Consider the following 26,309-nt stretch of genomic DNA (forward strand, 5'->3'; position numbering starts at 1 on the left):
GGCTCCGCCCGGACCCCTGGGGCTCCGCCCCAGACCCCGCGCCTCAAACGCCGGCGGGGCTGGATTTGGCTGATGCCGCCCTTGGCGGGCTGGGATTGCCCGGAGGGCAATTTCAGCCCCGCCGGCGTTTGAGGCGCAGGGGTCCGGGGGCTGGCCCCCGGCCACGGCGGCGCGGTCGGGAGCGGGCCCCGGACACGGATCAGCGCGGCCGGTCCGGGGACACCGCTCGCAGCGACTCCGTGGCGGTCGCGACCAGCCCGTCCGCCCCGCACTCCCGGGCCGCGGCCACCGCCCGCCGCAGCAGCTCGGGATCCCCCCGGTCCTCCCCTAGCGCGGCCAGCGCGAGGGCGAGCTCGTACCCCGCCGGGGACGCCGACAGTAGGGCCACCGACTCCTCCAGCAGGGCGACCCTCCCGGGACCCGGTGGAGCCACCTCCGCCGCCACCCGCAGGGCCTGGCCGATGCCCGACGGGGCGCCGAACGCACGGGCCCGGCGGACCGCGTCCGCGGCCAGCTCGCGGGCCTGCGCCGGGTCCTCCCCGGCCACCGCACGCGCCAGGTGCAGCCGCCACGGGCACCAGGACGGGTTCTGGATCCCCCGCGGGGTGAGCCGGCGGCCCACCGCCTCCAGCTCGGCGGCCGCCGCCTTCGCCTGGCCGCGGGCCAGCAGGAGTTCCGCGTAGACCGTCTGGGAGTCCGGGAAGACCACCGCCGACGGGAAGGGCTCCCCGTACTCGTGTTCGCGCGCCAGCTCCCACGCCTCGTCCACCCGCCCCCGCGCCAGCAGCGTGGTGACGAGGATCGCGATGGCGTACCAGTGCACGGGCGTACGGCGCCCCACGCGCTCGGCGAGCCCCAGCCCGGCCCGCGCCAGCTCCTCCGCCTCCACGAGCCGTCCGCGCCGGTAGCGGATGTACGCGCGCAGGCTGTACGCGAAGGACAGGTGCGCCCCGCGCCAGCCCTGCCGCTCGAACTCGGCGGTGCCGGCCTCGAACAGTTCCTCCGCGCGCCCCGGCCGGTCGGCGTACATGTGCACCATGGCGACCAGGACGGGGACCTCGAAGCCCCGGTCCTCGTAAGCCCAGCTGAAATCGGTTTCGAGCACCCGCCCCGCGTGGTGCAGGACCACCTCGACCGGCTCTCCGCGCAGGCAGGCGTCCCACGCGCGCAGCCCGATGACGTACCGCTCGGTGAGATCGCGGCCGGTCAGCCGGTCGGCGAGCTTCGCGAGGCGCCGCGAGCGGGCCGGGGAGTCGGTCTCGGCGGCGTTGAAGGCGTCCCACATGAACTGCTCGGACTGCAGGCGCAGCCGGGCCCGTACGTCCTGGGTGTGGGGGATCTCCCGGGCGAGGGACTCCGAGGCCTCGGCGAGGCGGTCGCTGTGCGAGAGCACCTGGGCGAGCCTGATCACGATGCCCTGGCGCAGCGCCTGGTCCTCGAAGGGCTCCGCGAGGGCGGCACGCAGGTGGTTGACGGTGTTGGCCGGCTCGGTGAGCAGGGAGGCGCAACCGAGCTCGTAGAGGACGGCCGCGCGTTCGTCGAAGTCCGGGGGTTCGCGCAGGGCCCGGGCGAGCTGGCGGCGGGCGGCTTCGGGGGCCCCGGCCCGGAGGTTCTCGCCGGCGGCCTCGCGCAGGGTGCGCACCACCCACGGGTCGTTCTCGGGGTGGGTCTCCAGCAGGTGGCGGGCGGCCGCGGAGGGCCCGAGCCCGGCGTCGAGGACGGCCGCGGCGGCCTTCCCGTGCAGGGCGACCCGCAGGGCGTCGGGGATGGCCCGGTATATGGCGGTGGCGATGAGCGGGTGGACGAACTCCAGCCCGGCCTCGTCCCGGCCGCCGGGTTCGGCGGGTCCCGCGGGTCCTGCGGGTTCCGCGGCTTCGGCGGCGGCGGACAGGATGCGGGCGTCGCGCAGCCGTCCGGTGGCGTCGACGGCCTCCTCGGTGCCGAGTCCGGCGACCCGGGCGGCGAGTTCCCCGGGGATGTTGGTGCCGAGGACGGCGCAGGCCCAGGCGAAGCGGACGGTGGAGGGGCCGAGGCTGTGCAGGCGGGCGACGAGCCCGCTGCCGCGCTGGGCGGCCGCGAGGTCGCGCAGCAGCGGGGCGCTGGCTTCGACGGGGTCGAGTCCCTTGTCCCGTACCTTCACGGCGAGTTCGACGGCTTCGAAGGGGTTGCCGGTGGTGACGGCCCAGGCTTCGCGGCAGAAGGCGTCGTCTGCGTGGTCTCCGACGGACTCGCGGACCAGGGTGGAGACGGCCTCGGCGGTGAGCGGCGCGAGTGCCAGCGGGCGGTGTCCCGCGCGACCGGGCAGCGTACGGAACGCTTCGGCGTGCGCGGGCAGTTCGTCGGGCCGGTAGGCGACCACGAGGAGCAGCGGGAGGTGTTCGGCGCGCGGGGCGAAGGCGGCCAGCCAGGAGAGGGACTCGGGGTCGGCCCAGTGGGCGTCGTCGAGGACGAGGGCGACGGGGGCGCGCTGGACGATGAGGTGGGTGAGCACCCAGTCGAGTCCGTCGCGCAGGCCCTGGGGGTCGGGCGGGGCGCCCTGTTCGGCGGCGCAGAGGCCGAGGGCGGGACCGACGATGGTGTACCAGCTGCCGAGTACGGCGCGCAGTTCCTCGTCGGTGGTGCCGGCCAGCTGGGGCTGGATGAGCTGGCGGGCGACGTGGAAGGGCTGGCTCTGTTCCTGTTCGCCGCCGCGTGCGGCGAGGACGGTGCAGGCCCGGGCGTGGGCACGGCGGCGGACTTCGGCGAGGAGCGTGGTCTTGCCGAGTCCGGCGGGTCCGGAGAAGGCCAGCAGGGCTCCGCCGGCATCGGGCCCGGGACCGGTGAGCTGGTCCAGGGCCTCGTCCACGGTGGCGAGCTCCGTCTCGCGCTCGAACATCGTGCGCCGTTTGCGGGTCCGGCGTTCCGTCATGGCTGGTACCCCCCAGGCCTGTTCGGAGGATCAGCGTACGCCCGCGCACCCGCGCGGGAAGCCCCGTGCGGAAAATCCCGCTGATCTTCTTTCCGGCGGCCGTCGGGAGGGGTTCGCGCGGCCTCTCCGGGGCGGGTTCAGTCCTCCGCGGAGCGGGCCGCGAGGGCCTCCAGGACGGCCACGGCCTCGGCGGCCCGGTCGGCGGCGACGAAGAGGTGGTCGTGGTGGTAGCCGGCGATGACGTTGCAACTCAGGCCGTGCGCGCCGAGTTCGGTGGCGAAGGCCGCGGTGAGGCCGACGGCGTCGAGCGCGGAGTGGACGCGCAGGGTGATCCAGCCGGCGGTGTACTCGTAGGGCAGCCCGGCCGCATCGGCCTCCTCCTGCCCCAGGACGAGGGTGAGCCCCTCGGGTTCCAGGACGGAGGCGACGGGGGTGAGCCCGGCGAGGGCCTCCGGGTCGGTGTCTCCGGGGATGGTGCAGAACACGTACAGCCCGTCGTTCAGCTCCGGCCGCATTCCGCTCAGCAGTTTCCGCAGGTCGCTCTCTCCGCTCATGCGGCCACCTTACCTATCATCCCGATATGTGGGCCTATCGCCGACCGGAAAGGACGGAGGGGCCGGACATCCACGGGATGTCCGGCCCCTCCGCCGCCCGTCCGGCCGACCAGCCCGTCCGGCCTACGTCAGGTCGAACTCCCCGCCCCGCGCGTTCAGGACGAACTTGCGCCACTCGTCCGGCGCGAAGATCAGCGAGGGGCTTTCGGGGCGGTCGCCGTTGCGCATGGCGATGAACCCCTCCACGAAGGCGATCTGGACGTCACCCGCCCCCCGGCTGCTCGACTGCCAGTCCGCCTCGGTCAGATCGAGGTCCGGCTTGCTCCAGCCGGCCGGCGCCTGTGAAGTCATGCTCTCTGCCACGTGCGTGCTCCTCCCGGTACTCCCGGTACGTCGTCCGGGGGCAAGGTTAGCCATCGCACGGCGTGCCGCACAGGCCACGGTGCGTCACTCGTGGCCGGTGCGGCGCCCTTTTCGGAAACGGGATTCCGATCGGGCCCCGGTCAGGAGGCCGGCGGTTCGGCTCCCACCAGCCACATCGCGAAGAACTGTGCCCCGCCCCCGTACGCGTGCCCCATCGCCCGCCGCGCGTCCGGGACTTGGTGCTCCCCGGCTTGGCCGCGCACCTGAAGGGCCGCTTCCGCGAAGCGGATCATGCCGGAGGCGCCGATCGGGTTGGTGGACAGGACACCGCCCGAAGGGTTGACCGGAAGGTCTCCGTCGAGTTCCGTGACCCCGGCCTCGGTGAGCTTCCAGCCCTCGCCCTCCTCGGCGAAACCGAGGTTCTCCAGCCACATCGGCTCGTACCAGGAGAACGGCACGTACATCTCCACCGCGTCGATCTCCCGGCGCGGATCGGTGATCCCGGCCTGCCGGTAGACGTCGGCCGCGCAGTCCTTGCCCGCCTGCGGGGAGACGAAGTCCTTGCCCGCGAAGAGGGTCGGCTCGCTGCGCATCGCCCCGCCGTGCACCCAGGCCGGCGGCTTGGGCGAACGGGCCGCGCCCGCCCGGTCGGTGAGGATCATCGCGCAGGCGCCGTCGGAGGAGGGACAGGTCTCGGAGTACCGGATGGGGTCCCACAGCATCGGCGAGGCCTGGACCTTCTCCAGGGTGATGTCGTGCTCGTGGAGGTGGGCGTACGGGTTCTTCAGCGCGTTGCGGCGGTCCTTGTACGCGACGAGGGACCCCACCGTGTCGGGGGCCCCGGTCCGCCGCATGTACGCGCGCACGTGCGGGGCGAAGAACCCGCCGGCCCCCGCCAGCAGCGGCTGCTGGAAGGGGACGGGCAGCGAGAGCCCCCACATGGCGTTGGACTCCGACTGCTTCTCGAAGGCCAGGGTCAGCACCGTGCGGTGGACGCGGGCGGCGACCAGGTTGGAGGCGACGAGCGCCGTGGAGCCGCCCACCGAACCGGCCGTGTGCACGCGGAGCATGGGCTTGCCGACCGCGCCGAGGGCGTCGGCCAGGTACAGCTCCGGCATCATCACGCCCTCGAAGAAGTCGGGGGCCTTGCCGATGACCACCGCGTCGATGTCCGCCCAGGTCAGCTCGGCGTCCGCGAGCGCGCGGGCCGCCGCCTCGCGCACCAGCCCCGCGATGGAGACGTCGTGGCGGGCTGCGACGTGCTTGGTCTGGCCGATCCCGACGATCGCCACGGGCTCCTTGCCCGGCGCGGCGGAGGTGCTCATGCTCGGTCCCCTTCCAGGACGGCGACCAGGTTCTGCTGGAGGCAGGGGCCGGAGGTGGCGTGCGCGAGGGCCCGGTCGGACTCACCGCGGTGGATGCGGGCCGCCGCCTCACCGATCCGGATCAGACCCGCGGCCATGACCGGATTGGCGGCGAGCGCCCCGCCGGACGGGTTGACGCTCACGGACCCGTCGAGTCCCAGGGCCTTGCGCAGCACGACCTCCTGGGAGGAGAACGGCGCGTGCAGTTCGGCCGTGTCCACCGGCCCCTCGAAGACACCCGCGTGCTCGGCGGCGATCCGCGTGGACGGGGAGTCGGTGAGGTCGCGCAGCCCGAGGCTGTGCGCCTCGATGCGGTGGTCGATGCCGGTGATCCAGGCGGGCCGTTCGCACAGCCGCCGCGCCACGTCCCCGGCGGCCAGGATGACGGCGGCCGCGCCGTCGCCGATGGGCGGGCAGTCGCCGGTGCGCAGCGGGGCCACCTGGTAGTCGCCCTGCGCGACGGCTCCGCTGAGCTGGGCGTACGGGTTGGCGCTCGCCGAAGCCCGGCTCCGGGCGCCGATCGCGGCCAGCGCGGCCTCGTCGGTCTCCCCCGAGTCGATGAGCGCCTGCGCCTGGAGGGCGGCCAGGGCCACGGAGTCGGGCCAGAGCGGAGCCACGTAGTAGGGGTCGAGCTGGCGCGTCAGTACGTCCCTTACGGACCCCGGGGAGGATTTCCCGTACGCGTACACGAGCGCGGTGTCGGCCTCGCCGGTCTGGATCTTGACCCAGGCCTCGTACAGGGCCCAGGCTCCGTCCATCTCCACGTGGGACTCGGAGATCGGCGGCCAGGCGCCGACACCGTCGAGGGTCATGGTGAAGGAGAAGGCCCGGCCCGCGAGGTAGTCGCTGGAGCCGGAGCAGGTGAAGCCGATCTCGCCCGCCTTCAGGCCGGTCTGGGCCAGCACCTGGTGCAGGACCGGCATGACCATTTCGACTTCGCTGAGCTCGTCCGTGCGGCGCCGGTGGTCGCTCTGCGCGAAGGCCACGACGGCGACCTCGCGCGCGTGCCTGGTCGTGTGCCCGGTCGCGTGCCCGGTCGTCTTCGGCGTCGCCATCAGATGAGCTCCTTGTACGCGTCGTAGTCCGCGTCCGGCTCGCCGGTGGGGCGGTAGTGGTCGGGGTAGCGGCCGCCTTCGGTCCATACGGGTTCCACGCGCAGGCCCATGCGGACCTGGTCGTACGGGATTCCGCCGATCCGGCCGTGGAGGGCGAGGCCGGCGCCGTCGAGGGCGATGTGGGCGTAGACGTAGGGCACTTCGATGTCGAGGTTCTTGGCCTTGATGTTGACGATGCAGTACGTGGTGACCGTGCCCGCCGGACCGACCTCGACCCGGTCGGTGGTGGCGACCCCGCAGGTGGGGCAGGCGCCGCGCGGGGGCACGTACACCTTGTGGCAGGAGGGGCAGCGCTCGCCGATGGTCTTCTGCTCGGAGAGGCCGGCGATGTACGCGGTCTGCGCGCGACCGGGGCTGTACGTGTAGTCCAGCCGGGCTTCCGCCACGATGCCGGTGACGGCGTCGGCGAACTCCCCGCTGTGCGGGGTCGCGTGCGCGGCGTCACCTGCCTCCTGTGTCTCCGCGGGCTCGAAGCAGGCGATGTCGGTGATCGCCCCGGCCCGCTCCGCGGCCCACCGCACCCGGACCCGCATTCCGGTGCGCACGGCCTCCGGGCCGGGCACGTCGAGGGCGTGGAGCATCGCGGTGTCGGCGCCGTCGAGGCGCACCAGGACCCAGGCGAAGGGGGTGGCCAGGGGCTGGCTCGGGCGCGGGGATCCGTTCCACGCCCAGGTGGTCACGGTCCCGGTGGTACCCACCTCGACCAGGTCGCGGATCTCCTCGGCGGTGACGGGGTCGTACTCCACGGGCGGCACCATCACCTTGCCGTCGGCGGTGGTGACCCCGAGGACGACGCCTTCGCGCAGCCCGGTGAGAAAGGCACTCTGCACGGGCCCGAGGGACCGGGTGAAGGGGAACTCGACGACGAGGGGCGCGCGGAGGATCTCGGGTGGGGAGGGGGCTGTCATGGGTCGGTCTCCGATCTTCGGGTTTCGAAAGGGGTCTGCCAGCTGACGCAAATCCAGCCCCGCCGGCACAACTTCAGCCCCGCCGGCGTTTGAGGCGCGGGGGTCCGGGGGCGGAGCCCCTGGCAACGGCGCCGCACCCGCGTACGGACCGGTACGGCCACGGGCTCGGGCAGGCGGGGGACCGGCTACTCCCGCCGATACACCGCGGGCCGCTTCTCGGCGAAGGCCCGCGCGCCCTCCTTCGCATCCGCGGTATCGAAGATCGGCCACCCCCGCAGGAGCTCCGCCGCGAGCCCCTCCGACTCCGTCATCTCGGCCGCCTCGTAGACGGACGCCTTCACCGCCTCCACCGCCAACGGCCCACACGCGTTGATCTTCTCCGCGATCTCCAGCGCAGCCGCAAGCGCCGTACCGTCCGGCACCACCCGCCCGACGAGCCCGATCCTGGCCGCCTCCTCGGCCCCGTAGGGCCGCCCGGTCAGCAGCATCTCCAGCGCGTGCGTGCGCGGTATCTGCCGCTGCAACCGCACCGTCGAGCCGCCGATCGGGAAGAGCCCCCGCTTGACCTCGAACAGACCGAAGGTGGCGCCCTCCCCCGCGACCCGGATGTCCGTCCCCTGGAGGATCTCCGTCCCGCCGGCCACGCAGTAGCCCTCGACCGCCGCGATGACCGGCTTGCGCGGCCGGTGATGGCGGAGCATCGCCTTCCAGTGCAGGTCCGGGTCGGCCTTGAGCCGGTCCCTGTAGTGGTCGCCCTCCATGCCCTTGCCGGCCAGCGCCTTCAGGTCCATTCCGGCGCAGAAGTCCCCGCCGGCGCCCGTCAGCACCACCGAGCGGATCGTGTCGTCCGCGTCCGCCTCCAGCCAGCCGTCGTACAGCCCCACCAACAGCGGCAGCGAAAGCGCGTTCTTCGCCTCTGGCCTGTTCATGGTGAGCACCAGCGTGGCGCCGTGGCGTTCCACGGTCAGGTGTTCTGTCCCACCCATTGCCGTCCTCCCGTCTCAAGACCTAGAACAGGTTGCAGGAGGGGCGGGTGCAGTTCAATAGTTTTCTGACACCCAGTCAGATTTATTGGACGGTCCCCTTCCCAGTTGGGGTTGGCGACGCTCTAATGACCGCCGAGCAGACCAGCCATGGGATTTTCTGGGTCAGGAGGACCGGTGGAGTACAACATTGCCGACCTGTTCGAGTCGGTCGTGGACGTGGTCCCGGACCGCGAGGCCCTCGTGTACGTGGACCACCCCGGGACCGGCGCCGAGCGCCGCCTCACGTACGCGGAGCTGGACGCGGCGGCGAACCGCATCGCGCACCATCTGCTGGACAGCGGGCTGAAGGCCGGCGAGCACCTGGGCCTGCACCTCTACAACGGGATCGAGTACCTGCAGACCGTCCTGGCCTGCCTGAAGGCCCGGCTGGTGCCGGTGAACGTGAACTACCGCTACGTGGAGGAGGAGCTGGTCTACCTCTACAACGACGCCGATCTGGCGGCGCTCGTCTTCGAGGGCGAGTTCACCGAGCGGGTCACCGCGGCGCTGCCGCAGACTCCGAAGCTCCGCCACCTGATCCGGGTCGGGCCGACCCCCGAGGGGACTCCGGAGCCCTCGATCGCGCCGGTCGCGTACCCGGACGCGGAGGCCGCCGGATCGCCCGGGCGCGGTTTCCCGCCCCGCTCACCCGATGATCTGTTCATCATCTACACCGGCGGTACGACCGGCATGCCCAAGGGCGTCATGTGGCGCGCCGAGGACCTCTTCTTCGCCGGCCTCTTCGGCGGGGAGCCCTCCGGCGAGCCGGTGAAGCGGCCCGAGGAGCTGGCCGAGCGGGTCGCTTCGAAGGGCGCCGGGCTCACCTTCTTCCCCGCTCCCCCGCTGATGCACGGCACGTCCACCCTGACCTCGTTCATCGCCTTCAACTACGGCCAGCGGGTGGTCATCCACCGCAAGTACGCGCCCGAGGAGGTGCTGCGCACCATCGAGAAGGAGAAGGTCTCCAGCGTCTCGCTGGTGGGCGACGCGATGCTGCGGCCGCTCATCGACGCCCTGAACGGCCCGCTGAAGGGCACGGACCTCTCCTCCCTCTTCAGCGTCTCCTCGTCCGGCGCGATCATGTCCGAGACGGTGCGCGCCGAATTCCAGAAGCTCGTGCCGAACGTCGTTCTCCTGAACAACTTCGGCTCGTCCGAGTCCGGCTCGAACGGCCGTGCCACGAACGACTCCGGCCCGGAGAAGGGCTTCCGACTGGAGGTCAACGAGCGGACCCAGGTGGTGGACCCGGTCACCCACGAGCCGGTGCCGGTGGGCGAGCCGGGGCGGCTCGCGCAGCGCGGCTACGTACCGCTGGGCTACTACAACGACCCCGTCAAGACCGCCGAAACCTTCTTCCAGAAGGGATCGGAGCGGTGGGTGCTGCTCGGCGACATGGCGACGGTGGACGAGCAGGGCATCGTCACCGTTCTCGGCCGCGGTTCGCAGTGCATCAACACGGGCGGCGAGAAGGTGTATCCGGAGGAGGTCGAGCAGGCGCTGAAGTCCCACCCGGACGTCTACGACGCCCTGGTCGCCGGGGTCGCGGACCCGACGTGGGGCAGCCACGTGGCCGCGGTGGTCCAGGTCCGGGAGGGCGCGGCGGAGCCGACACTGGACGAGATCCAGGCCCACTGCCGCACCAAGCTCGCGGGCTACAAGATCCCCCGCCAGCTCGTCATCACCCCCGCCATCCAGCGCTCCCCGAGCGGCAAGGCGGACTACCGCTGGGCGAAGTCGGTGGCGACGGAGGCGGACGCGGACGCGGACCGCTAACGCGGGACCCGGAACCCCGGGCCACCGGGCCCCGTAACGCGCGCCGCGCGGTACGGGGCCTTCCGCGTCCGCCCGGCAAGATCCGACGGCCTAGGCGGCTGAGCAGTTCCGCCGCGAGCATGCGGGTCCAGGCCGCCAGTTCGGGGCGGTCCGTGCCCTGGCCCAGTGCGTCGGACTGGGCCTCCGTGAGGCGGAGCGGGCCGGGGTCCTCCAGCAGGTGGGCCACCTCGGAGAGCAGGCCGGCCAGGCGGCGGGCGCCGGGGGCGCCGAGGCGGACGGTTACCGCGGGGTCGATGACGGACACGGCCGCCGCCTCCCTTCACCGGAGCCCCTCATTCGACCGTACGCCCCCGTCCTCGCGGTCGCCGCTCAGGCCCCGGCCTCGCCGCTCAGGCCCCGGTGGCTAGGAACCGCTCGATCCGGGTCGTGAACCACGGCGCGTCGTCGAGCCACGGGAAGTGCCCGCCCGCCGGCTGGACGGCGGTAACGCCCCGCGGGAAGAGCGCGGCCAGGCGGGCCGCGAGGGCCGGGCCGGGGTTGGAGTCCAGCTCCCCGGCGAACACCAGGACCTCGGCCTCGACCCCGCGCAGCGCGGCCCGGGTGGCGGGCGGGTCGAAGGCCCCCGCGCCCGCGAAGGCGGCGGCGGCCTTCGCGTTCTTCTGGACCGGGCTCAGCGCCGCGTGCGCCCGCGCCGCCTCGTCCCAGCGGCCGTAGGCGAGCGGCATGGCCGCCGTCCAGTCGGCGTCGTCGGGGGTGGTTCCGGCGGCCAGGGCCGCAAGTGCCCGCTCGTAGGCCGCGATGGCCGTGTCGTACGGCTCGCCGCCCGCCCGTCGGCGGACCTCCGCCAGCTGCACCTCGGGGGTCTCCGTGAGGTCCACGGCCCAGCAGGTCGGGGTGAGGAGGACCAGCCGTCGCAGCCGCCTCGGGTGCGCGGCCGCGTAGAGCTGGGCGAGGTTCCCGGCCGCCGAGTGGGCCAGTACGTCCATGGTTTCCAGGCCGAGGTGCATCCGCAGCGCCTCGACATCGGCGACCTGGTGGTCCACGCGGTACGTCGACCGGTCCGCCGGGATCGCCGAGTCCCCGGTGCCGCGCAGGTCGAGCAGGATCAGGCGGCGTCCGGCGGACAGCCCGCCGAGGTCCCCGAGGTACGCGGAGGCCCGCATGGCGCCGCCGGGAAGGCAGACCAGCGGCTCTCCTTCGCCTTGTACGTGATAGGCGAGTTCGGTTCCGTCGTATGTGGTGAAGGTGCAGGTGGAGGGGGTGGCGGAGTGCGGGGAGATCGACATGGGGATCATCCCAGCAGACGATCACCCGTTCGAGTAATTGATTTGGCCGCCGAGGTCCGGCAATCTACCGAATGATCGGTCGGTTGACTCGTAAAGGGGTGGGCGGCACATGAACGCGTACACGAAGGGCCACGGCGGTATCGACGAGGGCGAGCGGATGGGGCCGGAGGAGCTGGCCGCGCTCCAGCTGGAGCGCCTGCGCGCGACCCTGCGCCGGGCCTACGACCACGTGCCCTTCTACCGGCAGGCCTTCGACGAGGCCGGTCTCCATCCCGACGACTGCCGCTCACTCGCCGATCTCGCCCTGTTCCCCTTCACCACCAAGAGCGATCTGCGCGATCAGTACCCCTTCGGAATGTTCGCCGTCCCGCGCTCCGAGGTGCGCCGCATCCACGCGTCGAGCGGCACCACGGGCCGACCGACCGTCGTGGGCTACACCGAGGGGGACCTTTCCACCTGGGCGGACGTCGTCGCCCGGTCGATCCGCGCGGCGGGCGGCAGACCGGGCCAGATGGTCCACATCGCCTACGGGTACGGCCTGTTCACCGGCGGCCTGGGCGCGCACTACGGCGCGGAGCGCCTGAGCTGTACGGTCGTGCCCGCCTCGGGCGGGATGACCGACCGCCAGGTCCGGCTGATCCAGGACTTCCGGCCGGAGGTCATCATGGTCACCCCCTCGTACATGCTGACCCTGCTGGACGAGATGGAGCGCCAGGGCATCGACCCGCGCGCCACCTCGCTCCGTACGGGGATCTTCGGCGCTGAGCCGTGGACGGAGGAGATGCGCCGCGAGATCGAGGAACGGCTCGACATCGACGCGGTGGACATATACGGCCTGTCCGAGGTGATGGGCCCGGGCGTCGCGCAGGAATTCGCCGAGACCAAGGACGGCCTCCACATATGGGAGGACCACTTCTACCCGGAGGTGGTCGACCCGCTGACCGGCGCCGTGCTGCCGGAGGGCGAGTCCGGGGAGCTGGTCTTCACCTCGCTCACCAAGGAGGCGATGCCCGTCATCCGCTACCGCACCCGGGACCTGACCCGGCTGCTGCCCGGCACCGTCCGGCCCGCCTTCCGTCGGATGGAGAAGATCACGGGGCGCAGCGACGACATGATCATCCTGCGCGGGGTGAATCTCTACCCGACCCAGATCGAGGAGGTCCTCCTGCGCATACCGGCCCTGGCTCCCCACTTCCAGCTCCGCCTGACCCGGGAAGGCCGGCTGGACGCCCTGACGGTACGGGTGGAGGCGCGCCGGGAGAGCGACCCCGGTCAGCGGGAGGCCGCGGCCGCCGCCGTGGTCCGGGCCGTCAAGGAGGGCGTCGGGGTCTCCGTCGCGGTGGAGGTGGTGGATCCGGAGACCCTGGAGCGCTCGGTCGGCAAGATCAAGCGCCTGGTGGACCTCCGGGAGGTCTGAGCCCCCGGCCCGGCGGGCTCCGGCGGCCCCACGGCCCGCCGTCCGATCCACCCCTTCGGGCCACTTCGGGGGCCCGCCCGGGAGCCGGCGGGCCGGTCCGGGTAGGGGAAGAGGCGTGACCTCGACCTTCCGCCGGCTCCACGACCGGCTCCAGGCCTCCCAGGCCGGGCTGGCCTGGAGCCGTGGCCGGGAGATGGAGCTGATGCACCGGGCGATGGGCTTCGCGGCCCTCGGCTTCCTGACCCTGGTGCCGCTGCTGGTCGTCGTCGCGGCCGCCGCGCCCGGCAGCGGCTCGGGCTTCGGCCGCTGGCTCGGCCAGGCGCTCGGGGTGACGGCGTACTCGCGGGAGCGGGTCGAGATGCTGTTCGGCGCGGCGGACCAGGCGCTGGAGCGGACCACGGCCTTCGGCCTCGCCGCCCTGGCCGTCTTCGGCCTGACCTTCGGCTCCGCGGTGCAGACCGGGTACGAGAAGGTCTGGGACCTCCCGACGGCCCGCTGGCACACCATGTGGCGGCACGTCGTCTGGCTCGCCCTGCTGGTCTGCTACCTCGCGCTGCTGGTCGTCATCCCCTCCCCCTCGGACAACGCCCCCGGCACGATCCTGGGCACCACGGGTGATGTCATCGGCACCGGCCTGTTCTTCTGGTCCTCCCAGTGGATGCTCCTGGGCGGCCGGGTCCGCTGGCGCGCGCTGCTCCCGGGAGCGGCGGCCACCAGCCTCGGCCTGCTGGGCCTGCGGATCTTCTCGCAGCTGGTGTTCTCCCCGCTGATCGCCTCCAACGCCGTGACCTACGGCCCCTTCGGCACCCTCCTGGTCGTCCAGTCCTGGCTCGTCGGCGTCGGCTTCGTGGTGTACGGCGGCGCCCTCGTCGGCCGCCTCGTCCACGAACACCTCACCTTCCGCCGCCTCCGATCCTCCGACCTCCTGGAGGATTAGGTCGTCTCTTTCGGATCTTGCCGGTCAGCGGAGCTCCAGCACTCCGGGGCGCTGCCCTTCGGCGATCTGGACCAGCCAGTCGAAGACGGTCGCCCCCTCCCCCCGCCGCGCGGCGGCCAGTTCCTCGCCGACGCGCGTCCGGTTCGTCGGATGGCAGCGCCCCAGCACCTTCTCCAGCTGGCGAGCCGTCTCGGGGTGCCCGAGCATCCGCCGCGAAACCTCGTGACGGCGCCACACGATCCTGAAATCACCGTCGTCGGGGGTGCCGAAGCCGCCGCGGAGACAGTCGTTGAAGGCGTCGAGGTTCCCCCCGAAATAGCCGCCGGGGCCGTTCACCGCCTCACCGATGACGAGCCAGAAGTCCTCCAGCGTGCGGATCCGTTCACCGTCGAGTTCATAGATCGTGGTCACGGCAACGAGGTTACGGGGTGTCAGGCGGGGTCCGAGAAGCGGTCGCGGAGCTCGCGCTTGAGGATCTTGCCGCTCGCGTTGCGGGGCAGGGAGTCCACGAAGACCACCCTCTTCGGGGCCTTGAAGTGCGCCAGCTCCTGGCGGGCGTAGGCCATGAGCTCGGCCTCCGTCACCTCGCCGCGCGGGACCACCACCGCCGTGACCGCCTCGATCCACCGCTCGTCCGGCAGGCCCACCACGGCCGCCTCGGCCACGCCCGGGTGGGTGTACAGCACGTCCTCCACCTGCCGGGAGGCGACCAGCACCCCGCCCGAGTTGATGACGTCCTTCACCCGGTCCACCACCGTGAAGTACCCCTCCGCGTCCCGGACCGCGAGGTCCCCGGAGCGGAACCAGCCGTCACGGAAGGCCTTCTTCGTCGCCTCCGCGTCGTTCCAGTAGCCCCGGCACAGCTGCGGGGACCGGTACACCACCTCCCCGGCGGTGCCGTCCGGCACGTCCGCCCCGTCCTCGTCCACGACCCGGGCCTCCACGTGGCGGACCGGCCGCCCGCACGAATCCATCCGCCCCTCGTGCTCCTCCGGCCGCAGCACCGTGGCCAGCGGCCCGATCTCGCTCTGGCCGAAGCAGTTGTAGAAGCCGAGTCCGGGCAACCGCGCGCGCAGCCGTTCCAGGACGGGCACCGGCATGATCGAGGCCCCGTAGTACGCCTTGGTCAGCGCGGACAGGTCGCGCACGGCGAAGTCCGGGTGGTTGGCCAGGCCGATCCACACGGTCGGCGGCGCGAACAGGCTGTCCGCCTCCCCCGCCTCCACCAGGTCGAAGATCTCCGCCGCGACCGGGGCGTCGACCACCGTGTTGCGCGCGCCGACCGCCAGGTACGGCAGCAGGAACACGTGCATCTGCGCCGAGTGGTACAGCGGCAGGGAGTGGACCGGCAGGTCCTCCTCCGTCAGGTCCAGGGAGGCGATCGCGCTCTCGTACTCGTGGCAGAGCGCCTCGTGCGTCATCATCGCGCCCTTCGGCAGGGCGGTCGTCCCGGAGGTGTAGAGCAGCTGCGCGAGCAGCGACGGGTCCTCGCTCCGGGCGTAGGGCGCCGGTTCGGCCAGCTCCCCGAGGAAGGAGCCGGGTGCGTCGCGCAGCGGCCGTACGGCGAACCCGGCGGGGACCCGCCCGGCCAGGTCGGGGTCGGCGAGGACGAGCGAGCTCGCGGAGTTCTCCAGGATGTACGCGAGGTCCGCGCCCGTGAGGTTCTGGTTGACCGGGACGTGCGTGAGCCCGGCCCGCGCGCAGGCGAGGAAGGCGAGGAGGTAGGCGTCGGAGTTGTGCGCGAAGGTCGCGACCCGGTCCCCTTCGGACAGCCCGTACCGGCCGCGCAGCACGGCCGCGCCCGTGGAGACGGCCGCGTCGAGTTCCGCGTAGGTCCAGGTCCGCTCGCGGTAGCGGACCGCCGTCCGGTCGGGGACGCGCCGGGCGCTGTCGTGGAGCAGTCCGTCGACCGTGTTCTTCCGCACTGACGTCATACCGGGATCCTCGTCTCCCCGCACGTACGAGGTCAATGACCGGAACGCCTGCGACACCAGGGATACCAAACGGGATGTTGACAGAACATCAGGTGGCCTGCATGAGTGTGCAGGCACAGAAGCACCACCCGCCCGCACGGGCAACTCTGCCCGACCGCAGGCTACTTGGGAGGTACGTTGCACTTCTTCAATGGACATCGCCGCACCCGTCCGCTCCTCCGCCGGGTCGCCCTCACCGGCGCCACCCTGCTCGCCGCCACCGCGGCCATACCCCAGGCCGCCGCCCAGGAGCATGGCTCCGGCCCCTCCGGCGGCGGCCTGTCCGCCGTGATCCGGTACACCGAGAACGGCATCCCGCACATCGTGGCCCAGGACTACGCCCACCTCGGTTTCGGCACCGGCTGGGCGCAGGCCGCCGACCAGGTGTGCGTGCTCGCCGACGGGTTCCTGACCGTTTCCGGGGAGCGCTCGCGCTGGTTCGGCCCCGATGCCGCGCCCGACGGTTCGCTCTCCTCTGCCGCCAGGAACCTCTCCAGCGACCTGTACTTCAAGGGCGTCCGCGATTCCGGCGCCGTGGAGAAGCTGCTCGCCACGCCCGCGCCGGCCGGGCCGAGCAAGGACGCCAAGGAGCTGATGCGCGGCTGGGCCGCCGGCTACAACGCCTGGCTCGCGCAGAACAAGATCACCGACCCGGCCTGCAAGGACGCCAAGTGGGTCCACCCGGTCGGCATCACCGACGTGGCCGCCCGCGGGTACGCCGTGGCCGTGCTCGGCGGCCAGGGCCGCGCCGTCGACGGCATCACCGCGGCGCAGCCGCCGGTCGCGGCCACGGCCCGCGGCGCGGCCCCGAGCGGAGCCGGTGGCACCGCCAGCGCAAGCGGCACCGGCGATCCCGATCCCGCCACGACGGCCGAGGCGGCCCGGGAGCTCTTCGACACCACCCGCTACGACATGGGTTCCAACGCGGTGGCCTTCGCCGGTTCCACCACCGCGAACGGCAAGGGGCTGCTGCTCGGCAACCCGCACTACCCGTGGCAGGGCGGCCGCCGGTTCTGGCAGTCGCAGCAGACCATCCCCGGCGAGCTGAACGTCTCGGGCGGCTCGCTGCTCGGCACCGCCGTGGTGAACATCGGCTTCAACGAGAAGGTGGCCTGGAGCCACACCGTGGCCACCGGCACCCCCGTCAACCTGCACCAGCTGACCCTCGACCCCGCCGACCCGACCGCCTACCTGGTGGACGGGAAGCCGGAGAAGATGACCCGCCGCGAGGTCGGCGTACAGGTGGCGGGCAGCACGGATCCCGTCACCCGCACCCAGTGGTGGACCCGCTACGGCCCGGTCGTCTCCAACCTCGGCCCCGGCCTCCCGCTGCCCTGGACGGCGACCACCGCGTACGCGCTGAACGACCCCAACGCTTCGAACCTGCGCGCCTCCGACACCTCCCTCGCCATCGGCAAGGCCCGCTCCGTCGCCGGGATCCAGGACGCCCTGCGGCGCACCCAGGGCCTGCCGTGGATCAACACCATCGCCGCGGACTCGGCCGGCGGCACCCTCTTCACCCAGTCACAGGTGCTCCCCCGGATCACCGACGAGCTCGTCGCCCGCTGCTCGACCCCGCTCGGCAGGGCCACGTACCCGTCCTCGGGGCTGGCGGTGCTGGACGGTTCGCGCGGCGACTGCACGCTCGGCTCGGATCCGGACGCGGTGCAGCCGGGGATCTTCGGCCCGGGGAAGGCGCCGACACTGCGCGACGCCCCGTACGCGGAGAACTCCAACGACAGCGCCTGGCTGGCCAATGCCTCGACTCCGGTCACCGGCTACGAGCGGATCTGGGGCAATACCGGCACCCAGCGCTCGATGCGCACCCGGGGCGCGGTGGAGGACGTGTCCGCGATGGCCGCCAAGGGCGGGCTGACCGTGGCCGACCTGCAGAAGCAGCAGTTTGCGAACCGGGTCCCGGCCGGTGACCTGGCGGCGGCCGACGCGGCGAAGGCCTGCGCGGCCCTGCCCGGCGGAAGCGCTACGGGCAGCGATGGCGCGGCCGTGGACGTTTCGGCGGCCTGCGGGGTGCTGGCGGCCTGGGACCACACGGCGGACACGTCGAGCCGCGGGGCGCTGCTCTTCGACCGGTTCTGGCGGAAGCTGACCCAGAACACGCCGGTCAAGGACCTGTGGCTGGTGCCGTTCTCGGCGGCCGATCCGGTCCACACGCCGCGCACGCTCAACCAGGCGGCGCCCGGGATCGGGCGGGCGCTCGCCGACACGGTCACGGAGCTGAAGGCGGCGGGCATCGCGCTGGACGCCCCGCTCGGCGAGAACCAGTTCGTTGTGCGCAACGGGGAGAAGCTGCCGGTGGGCGGCGGTACCGAGGCGCTGGGCGTCTGGAACAAGATCGAGGCGCCGTGGAACGCGGCGGCCGGCGGCTACCCGGAGGTCGTGCACGGCTCCAGCCACATCCAGGCGGTCGGCTGGGACGGCAGCCGCTGCCCGGTGGCGCGCACGCTGCTCACGTACAGCCAGTCCTCGAATCCGAACTCCCCCCACTACGCCGACCAGACCCGGCTCTTCTCGCAGGAGCGCTGGGTGAAATCGCGGTTCTGCGAGTGGGACATCCTCACTTCGCCGCAGCTGAAGGTGGTCTGGCCGCGCGAGCGGCGCTGACCGGCGGCTGATGCGCGTACGGCCGGCCGCTCCCTCGAAGGGGGCGGCCGGCCGTACGTGTGCCGGGGCGCGGGCCGTACGTGTACCGGGGCGCGGTCAGGGGCTGATGGCGAGGAAGAGGTAGGCGGCGAGCAGCACGATGTGGACTCCGCCCTGGAGCAGCGTGGCGCGGCCCGGGACGATGGTGAGGGCGCCGACGACTACGGTCAGAGCGAGCAGCACCATGTGCGTCGGGTCGAGGCCGAGCACCAGCGGGCCGGTGAGCCAGACCGAGGCGAGCGCGATGGCGGGGATGGTGAGGCCGATGCTGGCGATGGCGGAGCCGTAGGCAAGGTTGAGGCTGGTCTGCACGCGGTCGCGGCGGGCGGCGCGGACGGCGGCGAGGGTCTCGGGCGCCAGGACGAGCAGGGCGATGATCACACCGACGACGGCGTAGGGCAGACCGGCACTGGCGACCCCGCGTTCGATGGTCGGGGAGACGGCCTTGGCGTTGCCGACGACGGCGACGAGCGCGACGAGCAGCAGGCCGAGGCTGATCAGGGCGGCGCGGGCGGTGGGCGGCTCGGCGTGCTCCGCACCGTCGGAGTCCGCGCCGGCTTCGGCCGCGGCTGCCGCCTTGGCGGCTTCCTTGCGGATCCGCTTCGTGTCGACGGGCAGGAAGTAGTCGCGATGGCGGACGGTCTGGACGGCGACGAAGAGTCCGTAGAGGGCGAGGGAGGCGCTCGCGGCGAAGGCGAGCTGGGCCGTGGAGAACTCGGGGCCCGGCTTGCTGGTGGTGAAGGTGGGCAGCACGAGGCTGAGTACGGCGAGCGTGGCAACGGTGGCCAGGGCCGCACCCGAGCCCTCGGCGTTGAAGACGGCGACGCGGTTGCGCAGGGCCCCGACCAGCAGGGACAGGCCGACGATGCCGTTGCACGTGATCATGACGGCGGCGAAGACGGTGTCCCGGGCGAGGGAGGCGGTCTTGTCCCCGCCGTCGGCCAGCAGGGTGACGATGAGCGCCACTTCGATGACGGTGACGGCCACGGCGAGGACGAGGGAACCGAAGGGTTCGCCGACCCGGTGGGCGACCACTTCGGCGTGATGGACCGCCGCCAGGACCGCGCCCGCCAGGCAGAGGGCCACCAGGGCCACGGCGAATGAGGGCAGGTCGCGTCCCCAGCTGAAGGCGAGCGCGACGAGCGCCACCATGGGGACCATGACGGTCCAGTCGGTCAGGGGGGTTCTGTGCGTTGCCGTACTCATATCAGCCAACTTGCCAGAAGTGTCCCCCCGGTGCGCCGCAACACCCGCCGCCACACGTCTGACGTGGCACTTCTCACCAAACGCCCGGGCGTGGCGGGCGGCGCGCCGCTACATCGCGCGCTCGTGGCCCTCCCAGTACGGCTCGCGCAGGCGGCGCTTGTACAGCTTGCCGTTGGGATCGCGCGGCATCGTCTCGATGAAGTCCACGGTCTTGGGCCGCTTGTAACCGGCCAGCTGGCGCTCGCAGTGGTGGAGGATCTCCGCCGCCAGCGCGTCGCTCGCCGCGAACCCCTCGGCGGGCTCGATGACCGCCTTGACCTCCTCGCCCCAGGAGGGGTGCGGGATGCCGAAGGCCGCGGCGTCCGCGACCGCCGGATGGGTGAGCAGGGCCGACTCGATCTCGGCCGGGTAGATGTTCACCCCGCCCGAGATGATCATGTCGATCTTGCGGTCGCGGAGGAAGAGGTAGCCCTCCTCGTCCATCAGCCCGAGGTCGCCGACGGTGAAGAAGTCGCCGATGCGGTTCTTCTTCGTCTTGCCCTCGTCCTTGTGGTAGCTGAAGCCGCCGGTGTTCATCTTGATGTAGACGGTGCCGAGTTCCCCGGCGGGCAGCCGCTCGCCCTCGTCGTCGAAGATGGCGAGTTCACTGATCGGCCATGCCTTGCCGACGGTTCCCGGCTTCTTCAGCCAGTCCTCGGCCGTCGCGAAGGCGCCGCCGCCCTCGCTCGCCGCGTAGTACTCCTCCACGCACCGGCCCCACCAGTCGATCATCGCCCGCTTGACGTGGTCGGGACAGGGTGCGGCGCCGTGGATGGCGTGCCTCATGGACGAGACGTCGTACGAGTCCTTCGTGTCCTGCGGGAGCGCCAGCAGCCGGTGGAACTGCGTCGGCACCATGTGGGTGTGGGTGCAGGAGTGAGCGTCGATCAGGCGGAGCATCTCCTCGGGGGTCCACTTGTCCATGAGGACCAGCGGGTGCCCGATGTGCAGGGCGGCGGCCGCGAACTGGAGTACGGCCGTGTGGTAGAGCGGTGAGCACACCAGGTGGACGTTGCCGTCGAAGGGCCGGATTCCGAAGATGCCGAGGAAGCCGCCGAGGTACGTCTCCTCCGGGAGCTTGCCGGGCAGCGGGCGGCGGATGCCGCGCGGCCGGCCGGTGGTGCCGGAGGTGTAGTTCATGACCCAGCCGAGCGTGCGGTCTCCGGGGGCGGTGTCGGGCTGCCCGTCGAGCAGCTCCCCGTACGAGCGGAAGCCCGCGACGGCTCCGACGGCGTAGCGGTGGCTCGCGGGCAGCTCCGCCTCGTCGGCCGCGGCGGTGGCGGCGTCGGCGAACCGCTCGTGGGCGATGAGGACCTTGGCTCCGGAGTCGGAGACGATCCAGGCGATCTCGGGGCCGACGAGGTGGTGGTTGACCGGGACGAGGTAGAAGCCGGCCTGTGAGGCGGCGAGGTAGGCGGTGAGGAACTCGACGCCATTGGGGAGGACGACGGCGAAGACGTCGCCCTTCTCCAGGCCCGCGGCGCGCAGGCCGTGCACGAGCCGGTTGACGTCGGCGTGCAGCCGGGCGGCGGACCACTCCTCACCCTCGGGGGTGACCAGGACGGTGCGGTCGGGGTCGGCGGCCGCCTGGGCCCAGAAACCGTTCGGGGGCTGCCCGGTCTGACCTTGCGTCTGCGTGTCGGTCATGCTGCTGCTCACGCCTCTCAGGCTCGGCCGGCGATGCGGTTGATGCGGTCGATGGCTCGTTCGAAGCCACTGGTGAGGTCGTCGAAGACGGCCTGGACGCTGCGCTCGCTGTTCATCCGGCCGACGATCTGGCCGACGGGGGTGCCGAGCAGCGGCTGGATCTCGTACTTCTGGATGCGGGACACGGCCTCGGCGACGAGCAGACCCTGGAGCGGCATCGGGAGCGCGCCGGGGCCCTCCGGGTCGTCCCAGGCGTCGGTCCACTCGGTGCGCAGCTGGCGGGCGGGCTTGCCGGTGAGGGCGCGGGAGCGGACGGTGTCGCCGGAGCCGGCGGCGAGGAGCTTCTCGGTGAGGGCCCGGGAGTGCATCTCGGCTTCAGTGGTGGTGAGCCAGAGGGAGCCGAGCCAGGCGCCTTCGGCGCCCAGTGCGATGCCCGCGGCGACCTGTTCGCCGCTGCCGATGCCGCCGGCGGCGAGGACCGGGATCGGGGCGACGGCCTCGACGATCTCGGGGACCAGGACCATGGTGGCGATGTCGCCGGTGTGGCCGCCGGCCTCGTAGCCCTGGGCGACGACGATGTCGATGCCGGCTTCGGCGTGGCGGCGGGCGTGCTTGGCGCTGCCGGCGAGGGCGGCGACGAGGACTCCGTGGTCGTGGGCGCGCCGGATGACGTCGGCGGGCGGGGAACCCAGGGCGTTCGCGAGGAGTTTGATGGGGTAGTCGAAGGCGACGTCGAGCTGGTTGCGGGCGACCTGCTCCATCCAGCCCGTGATGCGCCAGCCGGAGGCTTCGCCCTCGGCCAGCTCGGGGACGTGGTGTTTGGCGAGGGTGTCGCGGACGTACTCGCGGTGCGCGGCCGGGATCATCGCCTCGATGTCGGCCTCGCTGATGCCGTCGACGGCCTTCTTGGCGGGCATGACGACATCGAGGCCGTACGGCTTGCCGTCGGTGTGTTCCTGCATCCAGTCGAGGTCGCGTTTGAGGTCGTCGGGGGCGGTGTAGCGCACCGCTCCGAGCACTCCGAAGCCACCCGCGCGCGTGATGGCAGCGGCGACCGCCGGGAAGGGCGTGAAGCCGAAGATGGCGTGTTCGACTCCGAGTTTCTTGCTCAGCTCCGTCTCCATGGGCGGCAGGATGCCGCAGCGGGGGCGCCGAGGGAAGAGATTTTCTGATGCAGCGTCAGATTCTTTGCGGCCCGGTCACTGCGGGAGGTGCGGGGCGGGCGGGCAGATACTTCGGGAGGGCGCGACGGCGGACGGGAGGACCGGTCATGGAGGCACGGACGGCAACCGGCGACAACGGTGAGGTGAAGGGCTCCGGCGGCGGCAACGGCGGCAACGGGCTCACCCGGCGGCGGCTCGGCGCACGGCTGCTGGCGCTCGGGGGTGTGCTCGCACTCCAGGCCGCGCTGCCCGGGTCCGCGGGGGCCGCCGGCAGGGCCTCCGGGCCCGCGGAGCGGCGCGCGCTCCAGGGACTGCGGCTGCGCTACGGATCCGCCCGCCAGGCCGGGCTGCTGGAAAAACACCTCGAAGGGGCGGTGGACGAGGCGCGGAGGTTCCTCGGTCCCTCCCCCGAACACCCCTACTACGCGGGGGCCGTGGTCCTCGCCGGCCGTGGCCGGACCGTGGCCCTGCACCGGGCGATGGGCGACGCCGTCCGGTACGCCGACTACGACGGGCGCACCGACCGGGTACGGGAGTTCCCGGCCGCCGAGCGCATCGCGATGGCGGAGGACACGGTCTTCGACCTGGCCTCGCTGTCGAAGCTGTTCACCTCGCTGCTGGCGGTGCAGCAGATGGAGCGCGGGCAGCTGGAGCTGGAGGCGCCGGTCAGCCGGTACCTGCCCGAGTTCACGGGCGGGGGCAAGGAGTCGATCACCGTCCGCCAGCTGCTCACGCACACCTCGGGGCTGCGGTCCTGGGCGCCCTTCTACCAAGAGGCGACCCGGGCGGGGCAGTTGCGACTGCTGTGGTCGGTGAGACCTCAGGAGACCCCGGGGACGGTCTACCGGTACTCGGACCTCAACCTCATCACCCTCCAGCTGCTCCTGGAACGGATCACCGGTCACACTCTGGATCTCCTGCTCCACGACGAGATCACCGCTCCACTCGGTATGCACCGCACTCGTTACAACCCGCCGTCCTCCTGGCGCCGGGTCACCGCCGCCACCGAGGTGCAGCGCCCGCCCTGGTCCGGGCTCGACCGCGGGCTGGTCTGGGGCGAGGTCCACGACGAGAACGCGTACGCGCTGGGCGGCGTCGCCGGCCACGCCGGGGTCTTCGGCACGGCCTGGGACCTCGCCGTCCTCGCCCGTACCCTCCTCGACGGCGGGACCTACGCGGGCAAGCGCATCCTGCGCCCCGCCTCCGTCGAACTGCTCTTCACCGACTACAACACCGCCTTCCCCGGAGACGACCACGGACTCGGCTTCGAGCTCTACCAGCACTGGTACATGGGCGCCATGGCCACCCCGCACTCCGCCGGGCACACCGGTTTCACCGGCACCTCCCTCGTCCTGGACCCCTCCACCGACTCCTTCCTGATCCTGCTCGGCAACTCCGTCCACCCCGTGCGCACCTGGCGCGCCGGCAGCGCCCCCCGCGTCGCCGTCGGCAACCGCTTCGCCCGCGCCGTCCCCGTCCGCACGAAGCACGGCGGCCCGGCCTGGTACTCCGGCATGGAGACCGGAGGCTCCGGCACCCTCACCCTGCCCCCGCTCACCCCGGCCACCGACGCGGCCCGGCTGCGCTGCGCGCTCTGGTGGGACACCGTGCCCGGCGAAGGCGCCCTGCACGTGGAGGCCTCCGCCGACGGGCAGAGCTGGGAACCGCTCCCCTTCAGCACCGTCCGCACCACCGGCGGAGCCGCCGAGGAATGGCCGGGCGGCTGCGTGACCGGCTGGTCGGGCCGCATCTGGCACCGCCTCGAAGCCCCCCTCACGGGATGGTCCGGCCGCGAGGTCCGGATCCGCTTCCGTCACACCGCGCGGGGCCGCTACACGGGCCGCGGCAGCTACGTCGACGTCCTGCGCGTATCGGAGCCCTCCCGCCTCCTCTTCGCCGAAGACCGCCCCGCGGACGCGGCCCGCATCGAGGCCACGGGCTGGTCCCGCTCCGCGGACTAGGCCGTCTCTTCCGGATCCCGCCTGGCCCGCGACGGGCCAGCGTCGCCTGACGCGGCACTACTGGGTGAGGGCCGCCTCGACCACGGCCACGACACGGGCGCGCTGCTGGGCGGGGGTGGCTGCGGAGGCGGGCCGCAGGGCGTAGACCGTCCGGCGGTGATCGTCGGCGCTCGCGAAGATTCCGCTGGTCCAGCCGCCCATGGAGCCGGTCTTGCCCCAGACCTTGGTTCCGTTCAGCTCTATCCCCATCAGCCCGCCGGCACTGAAGCAGGCCTCGGACGTGGGGCAGCTGGTGTTCCCCGGGGCGCTGGGTACCGCGGGCACCTCGAAGAGGTGCCGCTGCTGCCGCGGAGGCAGGAGCCTCCCGTCCAGCAGGGCGCGCAGGAACGCGTCGAGGTCGGCCGCGGTGGAGGTGAGTCCGCCCTCCGACCAGGCGCGGGCGACCGCCGGGTCCTCCGAGAGCGCGGTGTGGCGCAGGGCCAGCGGACGCAGGATCCGCCGGTCGAGCTCACCGGCGTAGGAGCGGCCGGTGACCTGTTCCACGAGCAGCCCGGCGACGAAGCTGTTGAGCCCGTTGTACTGCTGGACGGTTCCGGGGGCCGGTATGCGGCCGGGGTGGGCGGCGGCATCCGCCGCGAAGGAGGCGGCCACCATCGCCCGCGCGTCCGGGGCCCCCTGAGGCCGGGGCAGGTCGCTGGTGTGGTCCAGGAGCTGGCGTACCGTCACGCCGGCGTAGGCGGCGGGTATCAGATCGGGGAGGTGGGGGCGGACGGGCTCGTCCATGCCGATCCGGTGCTCGGCGACCAGCTGGAGCACGATGGCATCGGTGAAGATCTTGGTCACGCTGCCCACGGGGAAGCTCGCGTCCGCCTCCACCGGCCCGGCCGTCCCGGTGTACGGGATGCGCACGCCCCGGCCGGACACCCGCACCAGCGCCGCGTCCGTCACCCCGTCGGGCAGAGTGGCCAGCAGCGCCCTCACCGCGGCCGGGTCGCTGGTCTCGGGCGAGGTGTGGGAGCCGGACGCCTGGGGCGCGGCCGTGGCCGCGGGGGCGCCCGCCAGACCGGCGGCCAGCGCGGCCAGCGCCAAGCCGGTGGCGGTGACGGCGAGACGGCGGGCGGGGCGGGGACGGCTGGTCATCGGTGGCTCCTCGGAACGGGCTGGCGGCTCGGGCAGGTTCGGATCGGTTCTGATCGGCGCGGCATCATCCGCGCTGAACCAACCTTCTCCCGCACAAGCCCCGTTCGTCGTCAGTGATCACCCTGATCCGACCCCCAGGCCACCCTGACCTCTCTTCCGGGTGACTTCCCCTCCGGGTGACTCCGACCGGGAATAAACCGTGCCCTGAGCGTGTCGTGTCTCGTTGTTGAGGTTTGTTGACTGTTCAACACGAAGATGGGCAGGGCGATATGAGCGACATCGACTGGGACAACCCGATCGACCCCAAGCCGGGCTGGACCCTGGACCACGTCAAGCTGTACGTCGGGTCGGGCGGCACCGAGGGGCAGTTCTGGAACAACACCCAGACCCTCCTCCTCACCACCATCGGCCGCAAGTCCGGCAATCCGGTGCGCACCCCGCTCATCTACGGCGAGGACGGGGGCCGCTACCTCATCGTCGCGTCCAAGGGCGGCGACCCCGCGCACCCCGTCTGGTACCTGAACCTGACCGAGCACCCCGAGGTCCGGATCCAGGTCGGCCCCAAGGTCCTTCAGGGCATCGCGCGCACCGCGACCTCCGAGGAGCGTGCCGCGTTCTGGCCGGAGATGGTCAAGCACTGGCCCTCGTACGACGAGTACCAGAGCAAGACCGACCGCGAGATCCCGATCGTGGTGATCGACCCGATCGCCTGACCCTCAGGCCGAGGACGAAGCCGAGGACGAAGCCGAGATCGAGATCGAGGCCAAGGCCGGGACGGACCGGGACCGGTTGTGGGGCCCACAAGTTGAACCCCACCCCCCAAACCCCGGGGGGCACGGGTAACACCAGAAACCCCCCCCCCCACCCCC

Annotated in this window: 20 protein-coding genes; 6 read left to right on the forward strand and 14 right to left on the reverse strand. The window is 72.4% G+C overall.

What is annotated here, in order from left to right; all coding sequences use genetic code 11:
• Window positions 1–199: 199 nt before the first annotated feature.
• From ACFXDJ_RS33895 to ACFXDJ_RS33925, 7 genes are all read right to left on the reverse strand, one after another.
• Entirely contained in the window at window positions 200–2,908 is a 2,709-nt protein-coding gene (locus ACFXDJ_RS33895) for an ATP-binding protein (protein ID WP_384851174.1), read from the reverse strand.
• Window positions 2,909–3,045: 137 nt separating this feature from the next.
• Window positions 3,046–3,462 carry an ACT domain-containing protein gene (locus ACFXDJ_RS33900; protein WP_384663864.1) on the reverse strand — a complete coding sequence of 139 codons (417 nt, stop codon included), beginning with the start codon at window positions 3,460–3,462 and terminating at the stop codon, window positions 3,046–3,048.
• 123 nt (window positions 3,463–3,585) lie between these two features.
• Window positions 3,586–3,813 (reverse strand): DUF397 domain-containing protein, encoded by a 228-nt coding sequence (locus ACFXDJ_RS33905; protein WP_371619550.1) that lies wholly within the window; start codon window positions 3,811–3,813, stop codon window positions 3,586–3,588.
• Window positions 3,814–3,965: 152 nt separating this feature from the next.
• The gene (locus tag ACFXDJ_RS33910; protein WP_384661812.1) at window positions 3,966–5,150 is read right to left on the reverse strand and encodes a thiolase domain-containing protein; all 1,185 of its coding nucleotides are present in this window, start codon (window positions 5,148–5,150) and stop codon (window positions 3,966–3,968) included.
• A complete protein-coding gene (locus ACFXDJ_RS33915; protein ID WP_384851177.1) occupies window positions 5,147–6,244 on the reverse strand; it encodes a thiolase domain-containing protein in 1,098 nt (365 codons plus the stop codon). Before ACFXDJ_RS33915 ends, ACFXDJ_RS33910 begins: the two co-directional genes overlap by 4 nt.
• A complete protein-coding gene (locus tag ACFXDJ_RS33920; RefSeq protein WP_384851179.1) occupies window positions 6,244–7,212 on the reverse strand; it encodes an OB-fold domain-containing protein in 969 nt (322 codons plus the stop codon). The genes ACFXDJ_RS33915 and ACFXDJ_RS33920 overlap by 1 nt, the downstream gene beginning before the upstream one ends.
• 185 nt (window positions 7,213–7,397) lie before the next feature.
• Window positions 7,398–8,198 carry a crotonase/enoyl-CoA hydratase family protein gene (locus tag ACFXDJ_RS33925; protein WP_384851181.1) on the reverse strand — a complete coding sequence of 267 codons (801 nt, stop codon included), beginning with the start codon at window positions 8,196–8,198 and terminating at the stop codon, window positions 7,398–7,400.
• 174 nt (window positions 8,199–8,372) lie between these two features.
• Here ACFXDJ_RS33925 and ACFXDJ_RS33930 point away from each other — a divergent pair, with 174 nt between their 5' ends.
• Window positions 8,373–10,010 (forward strand): acyl-CoA synthetase, encoded by a 1,638-nt coding sequence (locus tag ACFXDJ_RS33930; RefSeq protein ID WP_384851183.1) that lies wholly within the window; start codon window positions 8,373–8,375, stop codon window positions 10,008–10,010.
• A gap of 389 nt (window positions 10,011–10,399) precedes the next feature.
• On the opposite strand, the gene ACFXDJ_RS33935 is transcribed toward ACFXDJ_RS33930, so the two are convergent.
• A complete protein-coding gene (locus ACFXDJ_RS33935) occupies window positions 10,400–11,296 on the reverse strand; it encodes an alpha/beta fold hydrolase (RefSeq protein WP_384851185.1) in 897 nt (298 codons plus the stop codon).
• 109 nt (window positions 11,297–11,405) lie between these two features.
• Between ACFXDJ_RS33935 and paaK the strand changes: the two genes are divergently transcribed.
• On the forward strand, window positions 11,406–12,713 hold the full coding sequence (gene paaK / locus ACFXDJ_RS33940) for a phenylacetate--CoA ligase PaaK (RefSeq protein WP_384851187.1): 1,308 nt from the start codon (window positions 11,406–11,408) through the stop codon (window positions 12,711–12,713).
• A 115-nt stretch (window positions 12,714–12,828) separates the two neighbouring features.
• Window positions 12,829–13,650: a YhjD/YihY/BrkB family envelope integrity protein gene (locus ACFXDJ_RS33945; RefSeq protein WP_384663782.1), complete on the forward strand. Its 822-nt coding sequence runs from the start codon at window positions 12,829–12,831 to the stop codon at window positions 13,648–13,650.
• 24 nt (window positions 13,651–13,674) lie between these two features.
• Here ACFXDJ_RS33945 and ACFXDJ_RS33950 read toward each other — a convergent pair whose 3' ends face one another.
• Both ACFXDJ_RS33950 and ACFXDJ_RS33955 read right to left on the reverse strand, forming a co-directional pair.
• Complete coding sequence (locus ACFXDJ_RS33950) at window positions 13,675–14,061, reverse strand: barstar family protein (RefSeq protein WP_384663780.1); 387 nt, start codon at window positions 14,059–14,061, stop codon at window positions 13,675–13,677.
• A 20-nt stretch (window positions 14,062–14,081) separates the two neighbouring features.
• Window positions 14,082–15,584, reverse strand: a complete 1,503-nt coding sequence (locus ACFXDJ_RS33955) for a fatty acyl-CoA synthetase (protein ID WP_384663779.1) — start codon at window positions 15,582–15,584, stop codon at window positions 14,082–14,084.
• Between the two features lie 177 nt (window positions 15,585–15,761).
• Between ACFXDJ_RS33955 and ACFXDJ_RS33960 the strand changes: the two genes are divergently transcribed.
• Window positions 15,762–18,245, forward strand: coding sequence for a penicillin acylase family protein (locus ACFXDJ_RS33960; protein ID WP_384851189.1), 2,484 nt, complete (start codon window positions 15,762–15,764; stop codon window positions 18,243–18,245).
• A 96-nt stretch (window positions 18,246–18,341) separates the two neighbouring features.
• On the opposite strand, the gene ACFXDJ_RS33965 is transcribed toward ACFXDJ_RS33960, so the two are convergent.
• From ACFXDJ_RS33965 to ACFXDJ_RS33975, 3 genes are all read right to left on the reverse strand, one after another.
• Window positions 18,342–19,490 carry a calcium:proton antiporter gene (locus tag ACFXDJ_RS33965; protein ID WP_384660812.1) on the reverse strand — a complete coding sequence of 383 codons (1,149 nt, stop codon included), beginning with the start codon at window positions 19,488–19,490 and terminating at the stop codon, window positions 18,342–18,344.
• 108 nt (window positions 19,491–19,598) lie between these two features.
• On the reverse strand, window positions 19,599–21,176 hold the full coding sequence (locus ACFXDJ_RS33970; protein WP_384660831.1) for an acyl-CoA synthetase: 1,578 nt from the start codon (window positions 21,174–21,176) through the stop codon (window positions 19,599–19,601).
• 17 nt (window positions 21,177–21,193) lie between these two features.
• Window positions 21,194–22,300 carry a nitronate monooxygenase gene (locus ACFXDJ_RS33975; protein WP_384660815.1) on the reverse strand — a complete coding sequence of 369 codons (1,107 nt, stop codon included), beginning with the start codon at window positions 22,298–22,300 and terminating at the stop codon, window positions 21,194–21,196.
• Window positions 22,301–22,446: 146 nt separating this feature from the next.
• Here ACFXDJ_RS33975 and ACFXDJ_RS33980 point away from each other — a divergent pair, with 146 nt between their 5' ends.
• The gene (locus ACFXDJ_RS33980) at window positions 22,447–24,300 is read left to right on the forward strand and encodes a serine hydrolase (RefSeq protein WP_384660817.1); all 1,854 of its coding nucleotides are present in this window, start codon (window positions 22,447–22,449) and stop codon (window positions 24,298–24,300) included.
• 57 nt (window positions 24,301–24,357) lie between these two features.
• On the opposite strand, the gene ACFXDJ_RS33985 is transcribed toward ACFXDJ_RS33980, so the two are convergent.
• On the reverse strand, window positions 24,358–25,440 hold the full coding sequence (locus tag ACFXDJ_RS33985; RefSeq protein ID WP_384660820.1) for a serine hydrolase domain-containing protein: 1,083 nt from the start codon (window positions 25,438–25,440) through the stop codon (window positions 24,358–24,360).
• A 269-nt stretch (window positions 25,441–25,709) separates the two neighbouring features.
• On the opposite strand from ACFXDJ_RS33985, the gene ACFXDJ_RS33990 reads away from it, so the two are divergent.
• The gene (locus ACFXDJ_RS33990) at window positions 25,710–26,153 is read left to right on the forward strand and encodes a nitroreductase family deazaflavin-dependent oxidoreductase (protein ID WP_384660823.1); all 444 of its coding nucleotides are present in this window, start codon (window positions 25,710–25,712) and stop codon (window positions 26,151–26,153) included.
• The last annotated feature ends 156 nt before the right edge of the window (window positions 26,154–26,309 follow it).

The sequence above is a fragment of the Streptomyces sp. NPDC059443 genome (assembly GCF_042750105.1).
In the GTDB taxonomy this organism is placed as follows: domain Bacteria; phylum Actinomycetota; class Actinomycetes; order Streptomycetales; family Streptomycetaceae; genus Streptomyces.

What these genes read in the sequence shown, in the direction of transcription:
- ACFXDJ_RS33965 (WP_384660812.1), bottom strand. Translation starts at nt 19,490, where the DNA reads ATGAGTACGGCAACGCACAGAACCCCCCTGACCGACTGGACCGTCATG.
- ACFXDJ_RS33955 (WP_384663779.1), bottom strand. Translation starts at nt 15,584, where the DNA reads ATGACGTCAGTGCGGAAGAACACGGTCGACGGACTGCTCCACGACAGC.
- ACFXDJ_RS33935 (WP_384851185.1), bottom strand. Translation starts at nt 11,296, where the DNA reads ATGTCGATCTCCCCGCACTCCGCCACCCCCTCCACCTGCACCTTCACC.
- ACFXDJ_RS33905 (WP_371619550.1), bottom strand. Translation starts at nt 3,813, where the DNA reads ATGACTTCACAGGCGCCGGCCGGCTGGAGCAAGCCGGACCTCGATCTG.
- ACFXDJ_RS33925 (WP_384851181.1), bottom strand. Translation starts at nt 8,198, where the DNA reads ATGGGTGGGACAGAACACCTGACCGTGGAACGCCACGGCGCCACGCTG.
- ACFXDJ_RS33970 (WP_384660831.1), bottom strand. Translation starts at nt 21,176, where the DNA reads ATGACCGACACGCAGACGCAAGGTCAGACCGGGCAGCCCCCGAACGGT.
- ACFXDJ_RS33900 (WP_384663864.1), bottom strand. Translation starts at nt 3,462, where the DNA reads ATGAGCGGAGAGAGCGACCTGCGGAAACTGCTGAGCGGAATGCGGCCG.
- ACFXDJ_RS33975 (WP_384660815.1), bottom strand. Translation starts at nt 22,300, where the DNA reads ATGGAGACGGAGCTGAGCAAGAAACTCGGAGTCGAACACGCCATCTTC.
- ACFXDJ_RS33990 (WP_384660823.1), top strand. Translation starts at nt 25,710, where the DNA reads ATGAGCGACATCGACTGGGACAACCCGATCGACCCCAAGCCGGGCTGG.
- ACFXDJ_RS33895 (WP_384851174.1), bottom strand. Translation starts at nt 2,908, where the DNA reads ATGACGGAACGCCGGACCCGCAAACGGCGCACGATGTTCGAGCGCGAG.
- paaK (WP_384851187.1), top strand. Translation starts at nt 11,406, where the DNA reads ATGAACGCGTACACGAAGGGCCACGGCGGTATCGACGAGGGCGAGCGG.
- ACFXDJ_RS33915 (WP_384851177.1), bottom strand. Translation starts at nt 6,244, where the DNA reads ATGGCGACGCCGAAGACGACCGGGCACGCGACCGGGCACACGACCAGG.
- ACFXDJ_RS33920 (WP_384851179.1), bottom strand. Translation starts at nt 7,212, where the DNA reads ATGACAGCCCCCTCCCCACCCGAGATCCTCCGCGCGCCCCTCGTCGTC.
- ACFXDJ_RS33980 (WP_384660817.1), top strand. Translation starts at nt 22,447, where the DNA reads ATGGAGGCACGGACGGCAACCGGCGACAACGGTGAGGTGAAGGGCTCC.
- ACFXDJ_RS33985 (WP_384660820.1), bottom strand. Translation starts at nt 25,440, where the DNA reads ATGACCAGCCGTCCCCGCCCCGCCCGCCGTCTCGCCGTCACCGCCACC.
- ACFXDJ_RS33910 (WP_384661812.1), bottom strand. Translation starts at nt 5,150, where the DNA reads ATGAGCACCTCCGCCGCGCCGGGCAAGGAGCCCGTGGCGATCGTCGGG.